The organism is Nitrosomonas sp. Is35 (assembly GCF_033063295.1).
In the GTDB taxonomy this organism is placed as follows: domain Bacteria; phylum Pseudomonadota; class Gammaproteobacteria; order Burkholderiales; family Nitrosomonadaceae; genus Nitrosomonas.
The window spans coordinates 3,199,004-3,215,002 of sequence record NZ_JAWJZH010000001.1; the positions used below are offsets into that span (position 1 = coordinate 3,199,004).

18 protein-coding genes are annotated in these 15,999 nt (G+C 50.7%); 2 read left to right on the forward strand and 16 right to left on the reverse strand.

Features of this window, described 5'->3' with window-relative positions; all coding sequences use genetic code 11:
* Window positions 1-11: 11 nt before the first annotated feature.
* The 16 genes from R2083_RS14855 to R2083_RS14930 all read right to left on the reverse strand — a co-directional run bounded on the left by R2083_RS14855 (window position 12) and on the right by R2083_RS14930 (window position 13,672).
* Window positions 12-629 (reverse strand): YqhA family protein, encoded by a 618-nt coding sequence (locus R2083_RS14855; protein WP_317531990.1) that lies wholly within the window; start codon window positions 627-629, stop codon window positions 12-14.
* 294 nt (window positions 630-923) lie between these two features.
* Window positions 924-1,454, reverse strand: coding sequence for an REP-associated tyrosine transposase (locus R2083_RS14860; RefSeq protein ID WP_317531991.1), 531 nt, complete (start codon window positions 1,452-1,454; stop codon window positions 924-926).
* A 5-nt stretch (window positions 1,455-1,459) separates the two neighbouring features.
* Window positions 1,460-2,266 (reverse strand): HEPN domain-containing protein, encoded by an 807-nt coding sequence (locus R2083_RS14865; RefSeq protein WP_317531992.1) that lies wholly within the window; start codon window positions 2,264-2,266, stop codon window positions 1,460-1,462.
* 190 nt (window positions 2,267-2,456) lie between these two features.
* The gene (gene sucD, locus R2083_RS14870; RefSeq protein ID WP_317538926.1) at window positions 2,457-3,344 is read right to left on the reverse strand and encodes a succinate--CoA ligase subunit alpha; all 888 of its coding nucleotides are present in this window, start codon (window positions 3,342-3,344) and stop codon (window positions 2,457-2,459) included.
* Between the two features lie 9 nt (window positions 3,345-3,353).
* Complete coding sequence (locus R2083_RS14875) at window positions 3,354-4,532, reverse strand: malate--CoA ligase subunit beta (protein WP_317538927.1); 1,179 nt, start codon at window positions 4,530-4,532, stop codon at window positions 3,354-3,356.
* Window positions 4,533-4,628: 96 nt separating this feature from the next.
* Window positions 4,629-5,579 carry a CoA ester lyase gene (locus R2083_RS14880; protein ID WP_317531995.1) on the reverse strand — a complete coding sequence of 317 codons (951 nt, stop codon included), beginning with the start codon at window positions 5,577-5,579 and terminating at the stop codon, window positions 4,629-4,631.
* A gap of 254 nt (window positions 5,580-5,833) precedes the next feature.
* Window positions 5,834-6,811, reverse strand: coding sequence for an ADP-ribosylglycohydrolase family protein (locus R2083_RS14885; RefSeq protein ID WP_317538928.1), 978 nt, complete (start codon window positions 6,809-6,811; stop codon window positions 5,834-5,836).
* A 5-nt stretch (window positions 6,812-6,816) separates the two neighbouring features.
* Window positions 6,817-6,999, reverse strand: coding sequence for a Trm112 family protein (locus R2083_RS14890; protein WP_090314933.1), 183 nt, complete (start codon window positions 6,997-6,999; stop codon window positions 6,817-6,819).
* Window positions 7,000-7,020: 21 nt separating this feature from the next.
* Window positions 7,021-7,860: a ParB/RepB/Spo0J family partition protein gene (locus R2083_RS14895; protein WP_317538929.1), complete on the reverse strand. Its 840-nt coding sequence runs from the start codon at window positions 7,858-7,860 to the stop codon at window positions 7,021-7,023.
* A 20-nt stretch (window positions 7,861-7,880) separates the two neighbouring features.
* Window positions 7,881-8,648 (reverse strand): ParA family protein, encoded by a 768-nt coding sequence (locus R2083_RS14900; RefSeq protein WP_317531998.1) that lies wholly within the window; start codon window positions 8,646-8,648, stop codon window positions 7,881-7,883.
* Window positions 8,649-8,665: 17 nt separating this feature from the next.
* The gene (gene rsmG, locus R2083_RS14905) at window positions 8,666-9,325 is read right to left on the reverse strand and encodes a 16S rRNA (guanine(527)-N(7))-methyltransferase RsmG (RefSeq protein ID WP_317531999.1); all 660 of its coding nucleotides are present in this window, start codon (window positions 9,323-9,325) and stop codon (window positions 8,666-8,668) included.
* Window positions 9,322-11,220: a tRNA uridine-5-carboxymethylaminomethyl(34) synthesis enzyme MnmG gene (gene mnmG / locus R2083_RS14910; RefSeq protein WP_317532000.1), complete on the reverse strand. Its 1,899-nt coding sequence runs from the start codon at window positions 11,218-11,220 to the stop codon at window positions 9,322-9,324. Before mnmG ends, rsmG begins: the two co-directional genes overlap by 4 nt.
* A 335-nt stretch (window positions 11,221-11,555) precedes the next feature.
* Window positions 11,556-12,461, reverse strand: a complete 906-nt coding sequence (locus tag R2083_RS14915) for an Mbeg1-like protein (protein ID WP_317538930.1) — start codon at window positions 12,459-12,461, stop codon at window positions 11,556-11,558.
* A gap of 100 nt (window positions 12,462-12,561) precedes the next feature.
* A complete protein-coding gene (locus R2083_RS14920) occupies window positions 12,562-13,224 on the reverse strand; it encodes a hypothetical protein (RefSeq protein WP_317538931.1) in 663 nt (220 codons plus the stop codon).
* A 125-nt stretch (window positions 13,225-13,349) separates the two neighbouring features.
* A complete protein-coding gene (locus R2083_RS14925) occupies window positions 13,350-13,496 on the reverse strand; it encodes a hypothetical protein (protein WP_317538932.1) in 147 nt (48 codons plus the stop codon).
* Window positions 13,496-13,672, reverse strand: coding sequence for an addiction module protein (locus tag R2083_RS14930; RefSeq protein WP_317538933.1), 177 nt, complete (start codon window positions 13,670-13,672; stop codon window positions 13,496-13,498). Before R2083_RS14930 ends, R2083_RS14925 begins: the two co-directional genes overlap by 1 nt.
* 62 nt (window positions 13,673-13,734) lie before the next feature.
* Here R2083_RS14930 and R2083_RS14935 point away from each other — a divergent pair, with 62 nt between their 5' ends.
* Window positions 13,735-14,388: an IS1595 family transposase gene (locus R2083_RS14935; RefSeq protein ID WP_317537191.1), complete on the forward strand. Its 654-nt coding sequence runs from the start codon at window positions 13,735-13,737 to the stop codon at window positions 14,386-14,388.
* Window positions 14,389-14,596: 208 nt separating this feature from the next.
* A complete protein-coding gene (locus R2083_RS14940; protein WP_317538934.1) occupies window positions 14,597-15,994 on the forward strand; it encodes an efflux transporter outer membrane subunit in 1,398 nt (465 codons plus the stop codon).
* Window positions 15,995-15,999 lie beyond the last annotated feature (5 nt).

Here is a 15,999-nt window from a genome sequence, read left to right on the forward strand (position 1 = left end):
AACGATCGAAATCAGTGTTCGCCGGACTGCATACTGGTTTGCGTAATAATGCGGTCGCAGTAGGCAATGGCAATGGCGGAAAACAAGAACGCCATATGGATACCGGTTTGCGCCAACAGCGTTTTTTCGTCGTATGCGCTGGCATTGATAAACGTTTTCAGCAGATGAATCGACGAAATCCCAATGATCGCCGTGGCCAATTTGACTTTCAACACCGAAGCGTTGACATGCGACAGCCATTCCGGCTGATCCGGATGTCCTTCCAGATTCATGCGCGAAACGAAAGTCTCATACCCGCCGATAATGACCATGATCAGCAGATTCGAAATCATCACCACGTCGATCAATCCCAGCACGACGAGCATAATGGCCGTTTCGGTCAACTTGGCCGGTCTGTCCGCACCCTTGATCGTAACGGTATCGAGGATATGCTCCAGCGCATTTTTGTTTCCCATCACCGCGCCAATCAGATCAGTTAACTCAACCCAAAAGTGAAACACATATACGCACTGCGCCAACACCAGCCCAAGATACAAAGGCAACTGCAACCAGCGGGTGAAAAAAAGAAAATGCGCAATGACGGGAATTCTCTGCGACGGCGTGTTTCGAGGTTTATCTTTTTGTTCCATATCTTCCAATAGCGTGAATAAAATGCCGCAAGAATAGCATAGCAGCGGTTAAAAAAATTCGGCTTTTTTATAAAAATTACACTGGGAATTTGGTGTTGCAAGTCATAAATTTCAATAGCCTGGAACTGCAAATCAGGTAACCGGTTTTACTTGCTTGGACGTTGGAACAGATTATTTAACGAAATGAGAAATTGACGGTAAGCATGGGGCGATTCCAACGTGCTCTGATGTGACGCTGAAATTTTCATTCAACTATGTAGGATGTGCCGACCGCAAGGAGGCGCATCGGATAAATCATTCAAGCCCTTCGATATCATAACCTTCGTGATTTCCCCAATTCTCGGGATAAATGCCTTGTTCAACATAACGATGAAAACTGGAATAAGGCCAACCATTGACGTTTTTCGCCCAGCCATGTTTCACAGGATTCCAATGAATATAATCGACGTGCCGGTTAAAATCATTTTGGTCACGTAAAAGATGCTCCCAGAACCGTCGTTGCCATAACCCTCTTTCCCGGCGGGATTTCCGGCTGGCAGAAATTCTTTCTCCTGTTGCAATGCGACGGGAAAAATAGCCTTTCAACAGATTCCACCGGGTTGAAAAATCCGCATCGTCCTGCGGCAGCGTCCAGATACAATGCAAGTGGTCCGGCAAAATAACCACGGCATCCATACGAAAAGGGTGGCGCTGTTTGGTATATTCAAATGCGCTACGCAGTAAATCGATTTTTTCGACCAATAGCCGGTTGTCCTTGCGCTCGGCAAGATTGACCGTAAAAAACCAGGAGCCTCCAGGGACATAGGCACGCCGGTATTCTGTCATTACGTTTACTTTCCTGTTCTCAAACGTTTCTTGATTGATGCGCCTCCTTGCAGTCGGCACATCCTACCGGGCTCAGCCGGCTTGTCTGAGATATGTACAAGCTTCTGCAACTCGTCGAGCATCTCCGGATACAAGTAAAGCATTGGATTCTGAGCATGAAAATGATGCTTCAATCGTACAGTTGGTCGCTTTCTCACGCCATATGCAGCGTTCTGCCATAAGAGTGCAGAACGACTTGGATGCTTGCGGTCGCCCAGAACCTTTTCGAGAAAGCCACCATGTAAGCGAAACTTGTGATGAGGGTTGTTCGAACTTTGTGAGAGCTCTTCCTGAGCCCGTGAAAGTAGGGTCTCTTCATCAGGCGGCAGGATCATCCCGAAGACATTCAGAACTTGGCAGTATCGCCTTAGCTCCCATACGGTTAAGTCCAAATCAACCAGTGGATAGCCTACGACGTAGTACGGAATGTTGATGTATCGACACTTGCCGCAATCGTCTATGTACTTAATAAAATCTCTGCTTCGTGAGGACAACTCAATGGCGAAGGTAAGATTGGTTGTAAGTGACATCGCCGCAGCAATGTCGTGCCCAATATTTCGAGCTTTGATTCTGTTGTAGAGGAGAATTGCTTTGAGGTACTTCTCAATCGCCTGCTGAGAAGACCATAGGAACTGAGGGAACAGCTCAGCCTTCCATGCAAGGCGGGCTGCAATGTAATCCCTATCGGCCTGATCACGGAATGACTGTGTCGCAAATGAGTTTATCGATCTGTTCAGCCTCTCCTGTTCATCTGTGGAAAGTGAAGAAGTCATAGGCGTGGGACCTCCGTAGCGAATTGTGATACCAAATAAAAATCAGATACCCAAAATGATGAATATCTTGTATTAAGTACAAAATTTAGTATGACTGGTAATTTACACCGGAATCTTCATTCGACTAAACAAAAAAACCCGTAAGCACCAGCCCCGGGTTTTTATTTTAACAACAACTACAATTACAGAATTACAGCTTCGCCAGCACTTCCGCGACCGTTTGTCCCATCAGCGATGGAGTAGGGCAGATGGTAACGCCGAGTTCTTTCAGCATCGCAACTTTTTCGGCGGCGCTTTCACCAGCGGAGGAGATGATCGCACCGGCGTGGCCCATGCGACGGCCTTCGGGGGCGGTGAGTCCGGCGATGTAAGCAACCAGCGGTTTACTCATGTTTTCCTTGGCAAATCGACCGGCTTCGACTTCTTGCGGGCCGCCGATTTCGCCGATCATCAATGCGACTTTGGTTTCCGGGTCTTGTTCGAGCCGCTCCAAAATGTCGCGGTGCGAGCTGCCGGGGATCGGGTCGCCGCCGATGCCGACCGAAGTGGAGATGCCGATGCCGAGTGCGCGCATCTGGTCGGCAGCTTCATAGCCCAAGGTGCCGGAGCGGCCAACCACGCCGATATTGCCGCGAATGTAAATATGGCCGGGCATGATGCCGAGCATGGCGCGGCCGGGGCTGATGGTTCCGGCACAGTTCGGGCCGGTCAGCAGCATGCGGTCTCCTTTCGGAAAACGGCGCATGAAATTCTTCACCGTCATCATGTCTTGCGTCGGAATACCGTCGGTGATCGAGACGCAGTATCTGATTCCGGCGTCGGCGGCTTCCATGATCGAATCTGCGGCAAACGCGGGCGGCACAAACACAATGCTGGCTTCCGCACCGGCTTGCTCGACCGCTTCCTTAACCGTATTGAATACCGGCAATCCCAGATGCGTTTGTCCGCCTTTACCGGGTGTGACGCCGCCGACCACGTTGGAGCCGTAGTCGATCATTTCCTGCGCATGAAAAGTACCGATTCTGCCGGTAAAACCTTGCACGATGATGCGTGTTTTTTCGTTGATTAATATGGCCACTTTATACTCCTAGGCTTTTGCGGCGACTTCGTTGCGGGCGCGGACGACTTTTTCCGCGGCTTCCGCTAACGTTTCGGCGGTGATGATCGGCAGGCCGCTGTTCGCAATGATGCGGCGGCCTTCTTCTACGTTGGTGCCGGACAAGCGGACCACCAGCGGGATTTTCATATTGATGTTTCTGACGGCTTGCACCACACCTTCGGCGATCCAGTCACAGCGGTTAATCCCGGCGAAAATATTCACCAGCATCGCTTTGACGTTGGCATCGGCAAGCACCAGACGGAATGCTTTCTCGGTGCGCTCGGCGGATGCGCCGCCGCCGACATCGAGGAAGTTGGCAGGTTCGCCACCGGCCAGTTTGATCATGTCCATCGTCGCCATCGCCAGACCGGCGCCGTTGATCATACAGCCGATGTCGCCATCCAGGCCGACGTAACTCAAACCGGCTTCAGCCGCTGCGACTTCGCGGTGATCGACTTGCGTGTTGTCGCGCAGTTCGGCGATTTTATGGCGGCGGAACAAGGCGTTTTCATCAAATTCCATTTTGGCGTCGAGCGCGATGATGTCGTTATTCGCGGTGACGACCAGCGGGTTAATTTCCAGAATATTGGCGTCCAGGTCGCGCAATGCGCGGTAACAGCCTTTGATGGTTTTCACCGCATGATTCAGTTGCGCTGCATCGATACCCAGCGCAAACGCCATTTTGCGCGCTTGAAAGTCCTGCAATCCGACCGCAGGTTCGACATAGATCTTGATGATCGCTTCCGGATTGGTCACGGCGAGTTTTTCGATTTCCATGCCGCCCTGCGCCGAGCCGATCATGATCACGCGTTCACTGGTTCGGTCGATCATGAACGACAGATAGATTTCCTTGGCGATTTGCGTTCCGGCTTCGACGTACAAGCGGGTACAGACTTTTCCCGCCGGACCGGTTTGGTGCGTCACCAGTTTTTTGCCGAGCAGCGCTTCGGCGGCTTGTTCGACTTCCGCGTGCGTTTTACAGACTTTGATACCGCCCGCCTTACCGCGCGCGCCGGAATGGATCTGCGCTTTGACGACCCAGACATTACCTTCGATTTCGCGGGCGCGTTGCACCGCTTCTTCGACGGTGTAAGCCAGACCGCCTTCCACGATCTTGACGCCGTACTCCGCCAGTATTTCTTTTGCTTGATATTCGTGAATATTCACTTCAATTTCCTCAACAATCGCATTAATACGTTAATTTTTATCGTTTCAAACCATCCGGCCCTAAAGACAAAGGCCGCATTGAGCGGCCTTTATGCATTAACCGTTTTTTGCTGCAATCGCTTCAGCGACTTTCACCACATTATTGGCCATTCTTTCCGAAGCCGCGTCGATCAAACGGCCGTCCAGCGCAGCGGCGCCTTTGCCTTGCGCAGCGGCTTCCTTGAGCGCGGCCAGAATACGTTTGGCTTTTTCAATTTCCCGCTCGGGCGGTGTGAATACATCGTTAGCCAGCGGAATCTGCGTCGGATGAATCGCCCATTTGCCTTCGCAACCCAGCGCGGCGGCGCGTTTGGCTGCCAGCACATAACCATCGGGATCCTTGATATCGCCGAACGGCCCGTCGATCGGACGCAAGCCGTACGCGCGGCAAGCCACGATCATGCGACTGATGGCGAAATGCCATTGATCGCCGGGATAATCGGGATTCAAACCGCCGATGTTGGTGGTTCTGGCACGGTTGCTGGCGGCGTAATCGGCTACGCCGAAGTGCAAGGCTTCCAATCGTCCGGCTGCGCCGTTACGCGCGATGTCTTCCACGTTGGCCATGCCGAGCGCGGTTTCAATCAATGCTTCCAGACCGATACGGTTTTTCAACCCTTGTTGCATTTCGAGCTGGGTGACCATGGCTTGTACCATGTAGATATCCCCATACACACCGGCCTTGGGAATCAGCAGCGTGTCGATCTTGCTCCCGGCTTGCTCGACCAAATCCACCACGTCACGCACCATGTATTGTGTATCAAGGCCGTTGATGCGCACGGAAACGGTAATGCCGTGTCCTTTCCAATCCAAATCGTTGAGCGCTTGGATGATGTTCTTGCGCGCCTGAATTTTATCGTCCGGCGCAACGGCATCTTCGAGATCGAGAAAAACGAAATCCACGCCACTATTCAGCGCCTTCTCAAACATACCCGGGCTGGAACCTGGAACGGCCAATTCACAGCGTTGTACCCGCTGAACGGTGGTTTCATAAAGCGTGTGACTCATTTTTCCTCCAGAATTTAATAAATTTGTAAGTAATCGATAAGGCTAATAAGACGAATAGGCCGAATGCATTATTGGGTTTCTTAGTGTCATTTCATCTGAACTGCGCGCAATGGCAGCAATGGATTTAAGACAGACTGTGGTTCGTGATTTAACAACGCAGGCAATCGTGAAGAGATGAATGGATAGAGTGTTTTCTGCTTTTTGTTGTAAAGACTAATTATTCAGCAAATTATATCCATTCCGCGGGAATTTATCTACTGATGCCGGAGTTGAACGCAAGCATCCGCCGCAATAGACAGCTTATGATAGCGCGCAGCCCATTCAAGCGGAATCGACGCTACCTGACCGTTTTGCTGTGCGGTATAAGCCGCCATGATCGCACCGAGCATGATGGAACGGCCGCAGCTATCGCCGCCGATGCGGATATTTTCTTCAATCGCTGTGCGGTAATCGGGTGCATAACGTGCGATATGCGCAATCACCGGCAGACCCTCCAGCACATGGCAGGCCGAACCGAAACGTTTGGCTGCTGCGGCACTGTCGAGCATTCCCGTTTGTAATGCTTCTTCCACCAGCGGCGCGAGTTTTTCACCTGCGTGCGGCAAAGCGCCGCTCAGCGCTTGACCGGCGGATTGACCTTGCAAAATGGCCAGCAGCGCACAGCCTGCGTACTGCGCCGCCGCAACGGCGGTGTCATTGTTATTGGTCAGCCGCACCACCTGTTCGATTGTAGCTTTGAGCGCATCTTGCGATTCATTATGGGCCGCCACGATTGCCGGTAATGCCGCCAATGCGGCAAACTGATCGTCGTCCGCGCCAGATTGCAGCGGAAAATCTTCCGGCTTGAGCGGCAACAACGTTTGCAGAGTTAACCGCGTGGGAGAATCGATATAGCCGTGATACCCGCCCCCGGGTCCGAAATAGCTGCGGTACTCGGCTTGATAATCCGTGCGGTAAAAACCGCCGTGCCGTGCGATATGCCGCAGCATCAGCAAACACAATTCACCATAAGCCGATGAATCGCCCGCTTGCTTCCTGCCATGCGCGAAGTAGCCGCTGACACCGGCGTAATCGCTGGCATCCGGTTGCAGAAAAACCAGCCCTTTGCTTTTTTCGATCTGCGCGATGCGCGCGGGATCATAGAGCCAATGCAACCCCAACGACGCGGCATCAGCAACCAAGGCCCCCAGAATAGCCGCCACACGCGGCTCAAGCTTGATACTCGAATTCATCGTTATTATTTTATTTCAACTTCGTCCGGTATCCGGCGCGCTTCGTCCTCCAGCATCACCGGGATGCCGTCCTTGATCTGGAATGCCAGCCGATCCGGCTTGCAGATCAATTCCTTATCGTCTTTTTTGTAGAGCAGCGGCCCTTTGCACAACGGGCACACCAAAATATCCAATAACCTTGCGTCCATAATTTTCCTTATTCGTTCTTTCTAGAATTTGCTGAGAATATCATCCAATTGATCCAAGCTGGTATAGTGGATCACGATATTGCCCTGGCCGTTCTTTTTCGGCTTGATCGCCACCTGCGCGCCGAGGCGCTCGGAGACATTCTCTTGCAACCGTAATAGGTCGCGGTCGGGCTTCTGCACTTTTTTCGGCACTGGGTGCTCGATCTGATTGACGATTCTTTCCGTTTCGCGCACCGATAGCTGTTTTTGCACGATCACATTGGCGATTTTAATCTGCTGTACCGGTGCCAGCGGTAACAGGGCGCGTCCATGCCCCATATCGATTTTACCCTGCATCATCAATTCCTGTACCGGCGCGGACAAATTAAGCAGGCGCAGCAAGTTGGAAATCGTGCTGCGCGAATTGCCCAGCGCTTCGCCCGCCGTTTGATGCGTCATGCCGAATTCATTGATAAGACGCTGAATCCCCATGGCTTCCTCCAGCGGATTCAGGTTTTCCCGTTGAATATTTTCGATCAGCGACATGGCCAGCGCCGATTCATCGGCGACTTTGCGGATCAGCGCAGGCACCTCGGTCAGTCCGGCCAATTGCGCGGCGCGCCAGCGGCGCTCCCCGGCGATGATTTCGAAGCGGTCATCACTGATGGGCCGCACCAGAATCGGCTGCATCACGCCCTGCGCTTTGATCGATTCCGCCAGCTCGGCCAAAGCCACCTGATCCATATTGGTTCTGGGCTGATATTTGCCAGGTTGCAATTTGGCGATCTCGATATTCTGCAACGAATCTTCCGCCAGCGCCGCATTGCCATCGCCCGACAACAAAGCATCCAATCCGCGCCCTAATCCTTTTTGTTTTGTCATTTCATGTTTCCTCATTTCCTTCAAGCAGGATTACCCGCCAGAATTTCCTTGGCTAAATCGAGGTAGGCCTGCGCACCTTTGGATTGCCCATCGTGATACAACACCGGCAAGCCAAAACCGGGCGCTTCGGCCAAACGCACATTGCGCGGGATCACGGTGCGGTAAACCTTATCGCCGAAATGCTTCTGCAACTGATCGGAAACCTGCTGCGCCAATATATTGCGCGGATCGAACATGGTGCGCAGCAACCCTTCGATGCGCAACACGGGATTGAAGCTGCTGCGCACCCGTTTGATGGTATTGACCAGATCGCTCAAGCCTTCCAACGCATAATATTCGCACTGCATCGGAATCATCACCGCGTGCGCCGCGCATAAACCGTTTAGAGTCAACAAGTTCAACGCGGGCGGGCAATCGATCAAAATATAATCGTATTCGTCCTGAATCTCTTCCAGTGCGGTCTTTAACCGCGCTTCGCGCTGCGGAAAGTCGACCATTTCGACTTCCGCGCCCGCCAGATCTCGGTTAGCGGGAATCAAATCGTATTTTCCTTGCGCACTGCTCACCAACGCTTGCTGTATTCCTGTATGACCGAGCAACACATGATAGATCGTGGTTTTCAGCATTTGCTTGTTGGTGCCGCTGCCCATCGTGGCGTTCCCTTGCGGATCGAGATCGATCAGCAGCACGCATTTATCAGCGGCCGCCAAGCTTGCAGCCAGATTCACGCTGGTGGTGGTTTTGCCGACACCGCCTTTTTGATTGGTAATGGCTAGAATTTTGGTCACGGGCTTAGCTCCTGTATTCATGACGCGGAATCAAAGCTGTTCTGTTGGATGATAATCAGTTGCCGGGCGGCATCCAATCCAGGCACATGCAGCGTGATCGTCTTTTCAATCGCAAATGGCGCACGTATTTGCTGGCGTTCTTGTTCCGTGCAATTGGCTTTCATCGCAACCCAGCGGCAGCTGGCAGCATTTTCTCCGGCCAAATGTTGCGTTAACGCGATGAATTCGCCGAGCTCGGAAAATGCGCGCGAAATGACGGTATTCACCTTTTCATCGGGAAGGACATCCTCGATACGCTGCGTCATGATCTCAACATTCTGCAACCCCATTTCAATTTTTGCCTGCTGTAAAAAAGCGCTTTTCTTCTGATTGCTTTCCACCAAAGTCACTTGCCAATCCGGCCTTGCCAGTGCGACCGGAATGCCCGGCAAGCCTGCGCCGGTGCCAACATCGACAATGTTCGGTCCATGAATATGCGGCAACACCGCCAAGCTATCCAGCACATGCTGCACCAGCATGTCATGCGGATTGCGGATCGCGGTCAAGTTATGGACTTTGTTCCATTTTTCGATCAGTAATAGATAATGCTCGATGCTTTTAGCCAGCTGCTCCGGCGCGGCAATAACGTCTATATCCAGCGCTTGCAAGCTGCGCGTAATCTGCGGCAGCAAGCTCATGCGCTTTGTTTTTTGTCATTGACCGCAAAGCCGCGTTTCAAATGCACCAGCAACAACGATATCGCCGCCGGTGTCACGCCGGAAATACGCGATGCCTGGCCGATGGTTTCCGGTTTGTGCTGATTGAGTTTTTGCTGCACTTCGTTCGACAATCCTTTCACTACGCAATAATCGATTTCCTTCGGCAGCAAGGTGTTTTCATACTGCGCCTGGCGCGACACTTCTTCCTGCTGGCGCTGGATATAACCGTGATATTTGGCTTGGATTTCAACTTGTTCGGCGACTTGCGCGCTCGCTACCGGCTCACCCGCGCCCGGCAGGGTCATCAATGTCTCATACGTCACATCGGGGCGCTTTAGCAATTCGGTCAACGTGTATTCGCGCTCAATGCCTTTACCGAGCACACGAAGAGCATCCTGTTCCGGCAATGTACCGGGCAATACGCGAATCGAATCGAGCCGCTGCTGCTCCTTGATGATCGCTTCCTGTTTATTGGAAAACGCTTCCCAGCGCTGATCGTCAATCAAACCCAATTTCCTGCCAGTTTCGGTCAAGCGCAAATCGGCATTGTCTTCGCGCAATTGCAAGCGGTATTCGGCGCGGCTGGTGAACATCCGGTAAGGCTCGGTGACACCGGAAGTGATCAGATCGTCAACCAGCACGCCCAAGTACGCTTCATGGCGTTGCGGCGACCAGGCATCCCGTCCCTGCACTTGCAGTGCGGCATTGATCCCGGCCAGCAGCCCTTGCGCGGCGGCTTCTTCATAGCCGGTGGTGCCGTTGATTTGTCCGGCAAAAAACAGACTCGCGATGGTTTTGGTTTCGAGCGTATGCTTCAAATTGCGCGGATCGAAATAATCGTATTCGATAGCATAACCGGGGCGCGTGATGTGTGCGTTTTCCAATCCGGCGATGGAATGAATCAATTGCGTTTGCACCTCGAACGATAAGCTGGTGGAAATACCGTTCGGGTAGATTTCATGCGTACCCAGACCTTCCGGTTCGAGAAAAATCTGATGCGATTCGCGCGCGGAAAAACGCACCACTTTGTCTTCGATCGACGGACAATAGCGCGGCCCGACGCCTTCGATTTTTCCGGTAAACAGTGGCGAATCGACCAAGCCGTCGCGAATAATATCGTGCGTATCGCTATTAGTATGCGTAATCCAGCACGAAATCTGGCGCGGATGTTCGATGCCGGTATCGATCAGGGAAAAAAACGGCACCGGTTGATCACCCGGTTGCTCCAGCAGTTTGGAATAATCCATGCTGCGGCCATCGATGCGCGGCGGCGTGCCGGTTTTCAATCGCCCTGCGGGAAATTCCATTTCCCGTAACCGCTGCGCCAATGTCAGCGCTGGCGGATCGCCTGCGCGGCCTGCTTTAAAATGGGTTTTGCCGATATGCGCCAACCCGGCCAGAAACGTGCCGACCGTCAAAATCACCGCGCGCGCGCGGAATCTAATCTGCAACTGCGTCACCACGCCAACCACGCGATCCTGCTCGATGATCAAATCGTCCACCGCCTGCTGCATTACCCGCAAATTCGGCTGGTTCTCAACCCGGCTGCGAATCGCTTGCTTATACAATACCCGGTCGGCCTGTGCACGCGTCGCCCTGACCGCCGGACCTTTGCTCGAATTCAACACCCGGAACTGAATCCCCGCCTCATCCGCCGCCAACCCCATCGCACCGCCGAGCGCATCGATTTCCTTCACCAAATGGCTCTTGCCGATACCGCCAATCGACGGGTTGCACGACATCTGCCCGATGGTTTCGATATTGTGCGTCAGCAACAACGTCTTGCACCCCATGCGCGCCGCCGCCAGTGCAGCTTCCGTTCCGGCATGTCCGCCGCCGACAACAATAATGTCAAAATCCGTGTGATTGCTCATAGTGTTATGATGATTGGTAACTCAGGTGGTACAAGAAGATTTAATCGATTGGTTTCACGTGAAACCATGTTGTGCATTGTAAGCTAAAAAGGTGAAATTTTCGCGGGTAATTACAAGTGGTTCAAAAGTTCAAGAGCAAGCTAATACTGATCGTTAGGCTGTGATCGTAGTACGACTACAATACAATGAAAACGCAACATTAAACAACAAGAAACGCAGTGCCGGAAATACATTGCCTATCTAGGATTTGCAACCTATTCCGGCGCTTATTGGATTATTCAGTTGCAAAAATAACCAACAATTCTAGATAATGCTAATCTGCCATACATAGTTATTCAATCCCAGAAAGTATTGTCTTTACAATTATCAGCATATTTACTATCTTGAATTTTTATGGATGCATACATACATCGCGAAAAATCTTCGATGCTGTGCTCGTGAACAAGATTTCCGCCTAGAAAATTATATCTATATTTTTCCAAATTAAATTTTTTCAGTGTTGAAAAAAAATCTCTAAGTAACTCTAATACTTCACCCGAATCATAAACTAACACTCTACGATTCTCATATTTCCCATAATTATTACCGGCAAATATTCTTGGTGTAGTATCAAACACAAATGCATCAACACCCTGATTTACTAAAGAAATGTGAAGCGCAAGACCCCCTCCTAGGGAATGACCAGTGGTCGTTATTTTCTTGTCGCCATACTCTTTCAATACCATACTGAATAAACTGTCAGCGTCTGAGTACTGACCTTCAATATTTGTATCTAAGTTAGCATTGCGCCAGTCTTTTTTATCATCGGTACCTCTGAAAGCAATTACTACAGATTTTTTGTCGTCCGAAAGATATATATCAGCACTAAAACCATGTTGTTTTTTCTCAACTCTATTTATTCTTTCCCAACCCGGTATACTTATCTGAGGCTTATTTTCATATGCATTTGAAGACATAATCGCGTATGGATATATTTCATTTGATAATTTATCTAATTCAGAGCGGTCAGTATTAAGAAAAGTAAATCTCTTTTCGTAGCTGCACTTGCATGCTTTAAGCTTCGTCTTGTCTTCAACTAGATCAGATATGTGGCCTCCAGCCGGTGGCAGAAAAAAAGATAATCTTGCATCCAATTGCTTATCGTTTTCAGTAGCTTTCCCCCCAGCATATACGTTAAAACTATGTGACATAACCGCTGAAAATACCAAGGTAACAATAGTAGATCTTAATGAGCGTATCATTTCTTTTATTCCATATCGAAGATGATCATATTGCCAAAGTCTGAATTAACTAACTGACGAGGCATTATCACACCAGTCCGTGTTAAATGATGTGTTAGTTCTAGCCATCTAGTTTCGAGCTGACTAACTCCCGGGTGAATTCGATTGTTGCTTGAACATCTGAGGATTCAAATTCTTCCCATTGCGCATGACTCGCCTTTGTTCTGACGTGAGCCGCCACACGGGCACGTTTCGCTTTAATGGCTGAAAGCTCACCGTGGCTAGATAGTTCAGAGATTAATGCATCAAGCTTGACTCCCTTCTCGATGATATTCAATCTACGGCAAATGCGACGGAGTGTGTCTTCAAATACAACACCAGCGATTACGCCAGATTCGTTTTTCCTTTGGTCTGCAAGGTACTTGTCAGCATGGTCGAGAAAGTCATCAAAAGTTTCGGCACGTGCGCGATCCGCAATTGAAGAAAGCAATCCGGCGTTTGCATCCGCTAGTAGCGTTCTTAGGAGCGCCGCCATCTCGCCGACACCCAGATTGATAAGCCACCCATGATCCTTCTCGGCGATGTTATTCGCACGAGCAAGGTATGGCGTTTTTATCTCAGCGCAAATAAGATAAATGATGTGTTGGGCTGACACCAGCCAAGCGGAACACTCATGGCGCTGTTGATCACTGATAGTGGCACCTTCATCGTCACTTTGTGTAAGCCAAGCGGTTTCACTTAGCAATTCCTCGATCCGTTTCTTGATTGTGTCTTCGATTGTCATCTGTTCTCCTGTTGAAAGGACTAACTAGAGTTAGACGTACGAATTGACGCAATACGTCGACTAATTTTCAATATAACACGTTCGATGAAGGTATAAGCTAGCAGGTACGGCGACCGGTCCAAATGTTATGCAGATTTGGGGTTGCGTATACGAATCAACGCATTCCTGACATCCGTGCGGAATTGAGCGCCCAATCCCTGCACCTGGCATTCGTAGTAACGTTCACCGTCTTCAAATTCCGCCTTGGCTTCGAGTGAGAACTCGACATGCATCAGAATTCACCAATGACATCACTGGCCGGAATACCTTTAACTTTACCTTCGCGATAAGCTTGCAGACGACGCTCAGCTTCTTCGATCCAAATGCGATCCAACTCAGGATCCAGCCGATCAAGACTATGCAGAAGTTCATCGATCACTGAAAAACGCTCGGCTGGGGTTAATTTCACTGCTTCTGCTATTAATTCTTTTTGGGGCTGTAGTAGATTAGCTTAACTGATAAGCTAATTTAATGAAGATAAGTCATTGTAGATTATTAAAGAAAACGCAATCAAGGTTGTTGGAATATTTTGTGTTGGAAGTTACAGCGCGATCAGCAGCCGATATATTGGGAATTCAACCTAATAGTGCAGCACTGTTTTATCGCAAAATACGGGAAGTGATTGTTTATCATCTAGAGCAAGAATCTCACGAAATTTTTCATGGTGTAGTGGAATTAGATGAAAGCTACTTTGGTGGTATTCGTAAGGGCAAGCGTGGTCGCGGCGCTGCGGGTAAGGTTGCTGTTTTTGGCATATTGAAGCGCGGTGGCAAGGTTTATACGAGGGTTGTTGGAGATACTAAGACAGAAACGTTGATGCCGCTAATTACTAGAAAGATAGCGCCTGACAGCATAGTTTATACAGACTGCTATCGTAGTTATAATGCGCTCGACGTGAATCATTTTTACCATAAGCGTATCAACCATTCCACACTATTTGCACAAGGTAAGAATCACATCAACGGCATTGAAAACTTTTGGAATCAGGCCAAACGCGTCTTAAGAAAATACAATGGTATTCCTAAAGGATCATTTCCATTGTTTCTCAAGGAATGTGAATTCAGATTCAATTATGGAACTCCTAAACAACAGTTAAAAATTTTGAAATCTTGGACTCATATTTAACCTGATCTACTACAGCCCCTTCTTTTTTGTCCATGGCGATGACTGCCTTCTTATTGATTTCCGCGATGTTACCACTATTAATAATAGCTGCATTTCATGCTTAACGGGTAGTCCATGCAATCAATATGTCCAGATGTTGTCTATAGTCTATAATCAAACAATGATCAATCTCAGCAATACATAAAAGGCTGTAATCTCCAGTCCCGAAATGAAACAAACGCAAAACTGGCTTCGTACCTTATCCATCCTGCCCATCCTGCTGCTGACCGCATGCGCGATGGGGCCGGACTATATCCGCCCGCAGGTCGATATCGCGGAGAAATTCCGTATGGAGCCGATGGAGGGTGAATCGGTCGCCAATTTGCGCTGGTGGGAGTTGTTACACGATGAGACATTACAGCAGCTGATCCGGCAGGCTTTGCAGGAAAACAAAAATCTCAAGCAAGCGGTGGCGACGGTTGAAGAGTTTCAGGCGCGTTTATATACCACGCGCATGGGGTTTATTCCGAACTTTAATGCCGATGCCAACGCACCGGCTTTCGGCACGCTTGGTGGCTTCTTGCGTCCGGGCTTTGCCACGCCGTTCAATTACTACGGCCAGACCACGCTGAATTGGGAGCTGGATATCTGGGGCAAGATCCGCCGTTCCAATGAAGCGGCGCGCGCCGATTTGCTGGCGCAGGAGGAAAACCGCCATGCCATCATTCTGACGCTGGTCAGCGCGGTGGCGCAGTCTTACTTCGATCTGCTGCAATTGGACATGCAGCGCGATATCGCGCAGCGCGCACTGGCTTCATGGGAAGAATCGGTAGCCATTTCGCAGGCGCAGTTGCAGGGCGGTGTCATTTCCCGTCTCGATTTCGATCAGTTCGAAGCTGAGCGTGCCAATGCCGCATCCCGGGTTGCCGAGCTGGAACGGCAAATGCGGCAAAAGGAAAACGAGCTCAGCGTGCTGCTGGGGAAAAACCCGGCGCCGATTGCACGCGGCCATACGCTGACGGAGCAATCGATGCCGCCGGAAGTACCCGCCGGTTTGCCGTCGGAATTGCTGCAACGGCGTCCCGACATTCTGCGCTCGGAACAATTGCTGGCAGCGGCAACCGCCAAAATCGGCGTCGCCAAGGCCTCGCGGTTTCCCAAGATCTCAATTACCGGTTTTCTCGGTGTGGCCAGTCCGGCGCTATCTAACTTACTGATGTCCGGCAGTGAATTCGGCACGGGCGGGCTTGGTTTGGCGGTTCCTCTGCTGAACGCGCAGAGCCTGGGATTCGAACAGCGCGCAGCGGAGGCGCAAGCGCGGCAAGCCTTGGCGCAATACGAGCAAACCATTCTGGTGGCGTTCAGGGAAGTTGACGATGCGTTGATCGCGGTACGCACCGCCAATGATCAGCGCAAAGCGCAGCAGTCGCAGGTCGAAGCGCTGCGCTCCGCATTACAGATAGCCGATCTACGCTACCAAGGCGGGATCACCAGTTATGTCGACGTGCTGCTGGCTAAGCGCAATCTGTTCGATGCCGAATTTGCCCTGATGGCAACTCACCGCCTGCATTTGGTATCGATCGTGCAACTTTACAAAGCGCTGGGCGGCGGCTGGATGTTGCTGTAAGCACC

Bases quoted from the DNA above. Each gene is read 5' to 3' on its own strand.
- R2083_RS14915 (WP_317538930.1), bottom strand. From the start codon at position 12,461: ATGATACGCTCATTAAGATCTACTATTGTTACCTTGGTATTTTCAGCG.
- R2083_RS14880 (WP_317531995.1), bottom strand. From the start codon at position 5,579: ATGAGTCACACGCTTTATGAAACCACCGTTCAGCGGGTACAACGCTGT.
- R2083_RS14940 (WP_317538934.1), top strand. From the start codon at position 14,597: ATGAAACAAACGCAAAACTGGCTTCGTACCTTATCCATCCTGCCCATC.
- R2083_RS14885 (WP_317538928.1), bottom strand. From the start codon at position 6,811: ATGAATTCGAGTATCAAGCTTGAGCCGCGTGTGGCGGCTATTCTGGGG.
- R2083_RS14895 (WP_317538929.1), bottom strand. From the start codon at position 7,860: ATGACAAAACAAAAAGGATTAGGGCGCGGATTGGATGCTTTGTTGTCG.
- R2083_RS14920 (WP_317538931.1), bottom strand. From the start codon at position 13,224: ATGACAATCGAAGACACAATCAAGAAACGGATCGAGGAATTGCTAAGT.
- rsmG (WP_317531999.1), bottom strand. From the start codon at position 9,325: ATGAGCTTGCTGCCGCAGATTACGCGCAGCTTGCAAGCGCTGGATATA.
- R2083_RS14855 (WP_317531990.1), bottom strand. From the start codon at position 629: ATGGAACAAAAAGATAAACCTCGAAACACGCCGTCGCAGAGAATTCCC.
- R2083_RS14935 (WP_317537191.1), top strand. From the start codon at position 13,735: ATGAAGATAAGTCATTGTAGATTATTAAAGAAAACGCAATCAAGGTTG.
- R2083_RS14925 (WP_317538932.1), bottom strand. From the start codon at position 13,496: ATGCATGTCGAGTTCTCACTCGAAGCCAAGGCGGAATTTGAAGACGGT.
- R2083_RS14890 (WP_090314933.1), bottom strand. From the start codon at position 6,999: ATGGACGCAAGGTTATTGGATATTTTGGTGTGCCCGTTGTGCAAAGGG.
- mnmG (WP_317532000.1), bottom strand. From the start codon at position 11,220: ATGAGCAATCACACGGATTTTGACATTATTGTTGTCGGCGGCGGACAT.
- R2083_RS14860 (WP_317531991.1), bottom strand. From the start codon at position 1,454: ATGACAGAATACCGGCGTGCCTATGTCCCTGGAGGCTCCTGGTTTTTT.
- R2083_RS14865 (WP_317531992.1), bottom strand. From the start codon at position 2,266: ATGACTTCTTCACTTTCCACAGATGAACAGGAGAGGCTGAACAGATCG.